4 protein-coding genes are annotated in these 5,738 nt (G+C 55.0%); 2 read left to right on the top strand and 2 right to left on the bottom strand.

The window, feature by feature from the left end:
- Positions 1-295 precede the first annotated feature (295 nt).
- Both EZV60_RS18825 and EZV60_RS18820 read right to left on the bottom strand, forming a co-directional pair.
- Positions 296-841, bottom strand: coding sequence for a hypothetical protein (locus EZV60_RS18825; RefSeq protein ID WP_135507599.1), 546 nt, complete (start codon positions 839-841; stop codon positions 296-298).
- A gap of 583 nt (positions 842-1,424) precedes the next feature.
- Positions 1,425-3,224, bottom strand: coding sequence for an NAD(P)/FAD-dependent oxidoreductase (locus tag EZV60_RS18820; RefSeq protein ID WP_135507597.1), 1,800 nt, complete (start codon positions 3,222-3,224; stop codon positions 1,425-1,427).
- Positions 3,225-3,621: 397 nt separating this feature from the next.
- On the opposite strand from EZV60_RS18820, the gene EZV60_RS18815 reads away from it, so the two are divergent.
- Both EZV60_RS18815 and EZV60_RS18810 read left to right on the top strand, forming a co-directional pair.
- Positions 3,622-4,800, top strand: a complete 1,179-nt coding sequence (locus tag EZV60_RS18815; RefSeq protein WP_135507595.1) for an acetamidase/formamidase family protein — start codon at positions 3,622-3,624, stop codon at positions 4,798-4,800.
- A gap of 218 nt (positions 4,801-5,018) precedes the next feature.
- Positions 5,019-5,411 (top strand): hypothetical protein, encoded by a 393-nt coding sequence (locus tag EZV60_RS18810; RefSeq protein WP_135507593.1) that lies wholly within the window; start codon positions 5,019-5,021, stop codon positions 5,409-5,411.
- Positions 5,412-5,738 lie beyond the last annotated feature (327 nt).

Genomic DNA, 5,738 nt, shown 5'->3' with positions numbered 1-5,738 from the left:
TGTCTTCTGACTTCTCTCGTTTCCCAGCCATTCTCTGGTCCTCCAATTCGCGGGATAATTCTATCCCAGTTGGTGGACCACTTCAGTGGGGGCACTCCAGGAGCCGGAAAATTCGACGTTCCCTCCGCGAACGGCTGCTACCACCGGCACCGGACGTTTCTCGAAATTAGAGCTATGACCAGGTTGCGGACGAACCCGTCGTTAGCCGAGAAGGCAAAGCGGGCAATTTCATCGCAGACTTCGCTCCAAAACCATTGTGTTGTAAAAAGATAGTTTTCCGCCGAGATGTTGGCGGCTACAATCCACGGATGCATTTTCTCCAAGCAGCAAAGGCTTGGGAAGCCTTGCCAATCTTTATCGACCCTATTTCTCGACCTTTATAATCTAAAACAGGAACGGAGTTGGAGTACTTAGCCATTTCGGAAATAATATCTAAAGCTATCAGGTCGTGCAAATTGTAAATCCATACAATCTGGTTCTTAACGTATCTAGCGTTATGGAGGTCAAAAGGCGGATCAAATTTTTTCATTGGCCCACTCAGTGTAACCGTATTTTTTTGATCTTGATATTTCCAAGAAGAATCAGTAAGTTGTATACTCATTAAGCCGCCTAGTCCGACTATTGAGATTTGTGATTTTCCGGTGGATGATCTGGCTTGGCAAAGGGAACTTTTTTCGCCAGTATATCCAATGGCCGTCCGTTTTGAGACCGACCAAATCGAATTATTGAATAGGGATTTCACGGTTTCAACGCGATTCGGGTCGTTGAAGGGATTTGCAAAAGACTTTTCACAATACCCTGAAAAACCCAAAGCAATCACTGCCAGAATAGTAAATCTCATCGCCTCGCTCCATCACTGATCGGAAGACTCTTTCAGATTTCTTCATTAGCGGGAATGATTTGGATCAAGTCTTGGTTCATTTAGGATCTACAATATTGATAATTGGTGAAGGCGCGCGTTGTGTTTCTGATGCCCACACATCGCGTCCGGTTTGGGCTCGTTTCTGTCATCTGAGTGTTTTCATCGGATGACCGGATAGGCGCGACAAGCAGCCGTTGGAGCCGGAAACGTCGACGCTCAGCCATGAACGACGGCTTCCACCAACACCGGACGTTTATCGAAATCAGGGCAATGACCGGGGTGCGGACTTTTGTGCTTTTCGCCAATGCAGAGAAAATGGCCTCCGCGCGACGGCCAATTTCCGGGACCTTTCGCGGCACGGCAGCGCGATTTTCCGGAAGCGGTCATTGAGCGCCGCCAAATTGACTGAAATTGGAACCGGTCTTTCGCCGCGCTAATCTCGGATGTCTTTCATACGGGACGTTGGCGACTTTGAGCTGAGCTGATCGAATTGGGGTTTGGAGTTTAGATCGCCATAATTAGGGCTCCCGAGCATTAGTTCCCGGGAGCCTGCTCATGTAAGTCAACTCAGGTGATGAACTTTCTGAAGCCCGTAGACAGGTGTGTCGATACCTTCCATCCGCGCCTTTAGCTGCAACGCAAGAAACTGCGAATAGTGCCGGGACTGGTGCAGATTCCCGCCGTGCATCCAGAGTGCTGGAACCTGTGTTGGCTTCCACATATTGCGCTGCTCGCCTTCCCATGGGCCGGGATCCTTCGTTGTGTCAGAACCAAGACCCCAGACCTTGCCCAGCTTGTCGGCCGTGTCCTGACCAATAAGATCGGCTACCCAACCATTCATTGAGTTGTAGCCGGTGGCATAAACTATGAGATCGGCATTGAGATGGGTTCCATCTTCAAGAATGACACCGGTCTCGTCCAATTCTGTCACTTGTCCGCGCTTGAGCCTGACCTTTCCGTCGATGATGAGCTGGCTTGCGCCCACATCGATATAATAGCCGGAACCGCGGCGTAGATATTTCATGAATAGGCCAGAGCCGTCGTCGCCCCAGTCAAGCCAGAACCCGGCATCCTCGAGGCCTTTGTAGAAGTCCGCATCACGGCGCTTCATTTCCTCGTACAACGGAATCTGGAACTCATGCATGATGGCATAGGGCAAGGACGCAAAGATCAGGTCGGCCTTTTCAGTAGTCATCCCGTTGCGGACCGCCTCTTCGGAATAAAGCGCGCCAAGCCCCACATCCATCAACGTGTCCGAACGCACGATATGGGTAGAGGAGCGCTGCACCATCGTGACATCGGCATCATTCTCCCAGAGCGCCGCACAGATATCGTGTGCGGAGTTGTTGGAGCCGACAACAACGACCTTCTTGCCCGCCCAGTTATCCGGCCCGTCATGCTCGGAGGAGTGCTGCTGCACGCCATTGAACTTGTTCATGCCGGGAAAGTCGGGCATCCGCTTCTTGCCAGACATGCCGGTGGCCATCACCAATTGCTTGGGGCGGAGGGTAACCTCTTCTCCGTCGCGGTCCACCACGACCTTCCATTCGCCGGTGTCCTCGTCATATTCGGCGGATTTCGCAGTGGTGCGGGTCCAGTAGTTCAGCTCCATCACCTTGGTGTACATCTCAAGCCAGTCGCCAATCTTGTCCTTCGGCGAAAAGATCGGCCAGTTTTCGGGAAACTTGATGTAGGGCAAGTGATCGTACCAGACCGGATCGTGGAGGCAGAGCGACTTGTACCGCCGACGCCAGCTGTCGCCTGGCCTGTCGTTCTTTTCGACGATGATCGTCGGCACACCCAGTTGTCGTAACCTGGCGCCAAGGGCAATGCCGCCCTGACCGCCACCGACAATGACGCAATAGGGCTGTTCTTCGTATCCCAGCGTGGCGAGTTCGTGCTCGCGCTCTTCCTTCCAGGTGCTCTGGTCCTTGGAGGCTCCATGCTTGGCCCCCAGCGGACGATCAAAGCCCTTGGCCTCTTCGTGGCCCTTGAGCTCGACCATGGTGGTCAAAAGGGTCCAGATCTTGCCTTCCTTTAAGCGCATGAGGCCATAGCCGCGCGCCACCGCGGTCTCGAACTGGATCCATGCAGTCGTCACTCCGTCCTCTTCGGTCGGGATCTCGTCTTTCGCTAGCGTCCAGTTGGAGGGGCGGACCTTGTCAAGCTGGTGCTTGAGCATGTCCTCGATCTGGTCCTTGCCCTCGACCGTCTTGAGGTTCCAGGTAAACGTGACAAGGTCACGCCAGTAGCAATCGTCTAGAAACATCTCGCGCGCCTTGCCGATGTCGCCGCTTTCGAGCGCCGCGCCGAACTCATCAAGCAAGTTCTGGGTCTCAGTCGACAGTGATTGATCGAGCATTTCGTCCTCCCTCAGTTTTTCGTACTTTTTCTAAACGGCGACCAATAACGCTTAGGTTAGGTAAAATCAAATTTGGTAGGAGTTTAGCCGCTGAAATGCTGCGCCGCAGAAGCGGGCCTTTGGGTCTATACGCTGCATCCATGCAGGATGATCGGTCAAACTTCAGACAATGCGCATATACAGGAGCTGAAGGAGAGGCGCGAAATAACGGCCGATCAAGTGACCGGCCCCGAATTAATGAGTTCATGAAATTGTTGCTCAAACAAAGCGGGCTGCGCTACCGTGAGCTATTCCAGGGGAGAATATAATGCGAAGCGCTACAGCACTCACCGTAATTGCCGTATCATCAGCCAGTCTTTTTTCTCAAGCGAGTGCTGACACCACCGACCAGCGGTGGATGAACAATGTAGAGATCGCCAAAGAGGGCGATCACTGCAGCGACGATCCCAATTGTTTTAATCGGTATCACCCGGACATTCCCAGCAAGGCCGATGCTGATGTTGGCGATATGATCGTGTTCCACACGCGTGACGCGCTTGATTCAGAGTTCCGACTCGATTCGGTGGCCGACGACCTTGCGACGGTGGATCTAGGCTTGGTGCATCCGATGACTGGTCCGGTGAATATCGTTGGCGCCGAACGTGGCGACGTCATTGAAGTCGAGATTGTGGATATCGCCCCAGACCAGTATGGCTATACCGTCATCGCACCCGGTTTTGGCTTCCTGCGAGACATTTTCACCGAGCCTTACATCGTCAATTGGCGCCTGACGCGGAACGGGGCAGTCTCTGACGGAATGCCTGGGATTACCATTCCTTTCGAGGCCTTCCCGGGCTCAATCGGCGTGATGCCGGGCGAACCAGAGCTGGACAAGATTCTGAAACGCGAAGCCGACTTGGCGGTTGCTGGTGGCGTTGTGCTGACACCGTCTGGCCCAGGCGCGCTTCCGGCGGATCTTTGCGGCGAGGGAGGAACTGCCGAAGACCGCTGCCTGCGCACCATCCCGCCGCGTGAGAATGGCGGCAACATGGACGTTCAGCAGCAGCAGATCGGCACACATATGCTGTTCCCCTGTTTCATCGACGGCTGCGGATTGTTCGTCGGCGACATCCACTATGCCCAAGGCGATGGCGAGGTCGGCGGCACGGCGATCGAGATGGGATCCGTGACCACTTTGCGGGTGGTGGAGATCCACAAGGGCGAGGCCGAGAACGTCCCGATGCCCGCAACGAAGGGTAACGACCAGATCATCAAGATCGAGCCCAACCGGTATTACCAGACCGTCGGGATACCGCTGAAAGCTGCGGGGGAAGTTCCGCCGAGCCATGCGTACCTGACCAGCGAGAAGATCGAGAACCTGGAGAACCTCAACGAAGACCTGACCGTGGCCTCACGGCATGCGCTTTTGCAGATGATCGACTACATCGTCGAGGAGCACGGTCTCACGCGCGAGCAGGCCTATGTGCTGTGCTCGGTCGCCGTGGATCTGCGCATCGGTCAAGTGGTCGACGTGCCCAATTACGTGGTCACGGCGACGCTGAACCTCAGCGTATTTGACAAGTTCCGGCACTACTAAGTTGCATCTTGCTTGGACCGATCCGATGGGCCGGGCCAAGCTACTAAAGGTCCGATATGTATCGTCGAACGTTCCTTGCCGCAGCCTGCGCGACTCTTGCTCCGAAATGGGCCCAAGCGCATTCTCCATGGGGGCAGTATGCCGTTTACCGGCAAAAGCACCTTTTAGTGCTAAGCTCGCGGGACGACGCGCCTAGTTATCCCTACTCCAAACTCTTAGTGGACGCGATCAATCAAGGCGCGCCCGAGGCCAGCGCCCGCCCCGCCCGCGCAAAAGACCTGCGCCGCGCTTATGATCTTCTGCGCACGGACCAGTTCCAGTTCGCGCTGCTCTCGGCACCCAATGTCGACGCCATGCGTAAAGCGACGGGACCGTTCGCCGGCGAAAAGACTGTCGCGCTCAGCACGGTCTACCAGTTTGGCGAACTTCATTTCGTTGTGCGCGCCGATTTCCCGGAAAACCTCGTCGCCGTGGTCGCAGATGCCGTTTTGGCCAGCCTGGATGCCTTGCCCGAGGCAAAGCCGCCCTCGGATGTCGCGCAATTGCCCAAGCTGCACCCGGGCGCCCGTTGGGCGATAGATGAGTTCTTGAACCCGACCCACCATAGGTAGCTCCCTAAGCCCAAAGCTAAGAGACGAGCTTAAGTTATACCATGGCGAAAAAGACCGCCGCACTGCGGACGCTTTCAAGGCGACCGCTTTGTCCGCAACTCGGACTTCGGTGCCGAAGAACTCGCTGCGTTTCGCATGAACGGCAGCTTTTCTTGCTGCATCGCGGCTGAACCCGTCAGTCAATTTCTTTGCTGCACCTGCAAGCAAATGCAGCCGAGCACTTCCGCTTTGGGCTCAAGGTGGTCATCTGACTGAAGCTGTCGGATGTCGGCTTTCCGTATGTTTTCGAGCGTAAGTGGCTATTTTTTTGATAAGTCAGTTCTTGCG

The sequence above is a fragment of the Roseovarius aestuariivivens genome (assembly GCF_004761875.1).
GTDB lineage: Bacteria > Pseudomonadota > Alphaproteobacteria > Rhodobacterales > Rhodobacteraceae > Roseovarius > Roseovarius aestuariivivens.
Note: the sequence above shows the minus strand (reverse complement) of the source record. Positions and strands in the feature narration are given on the sequence as shown.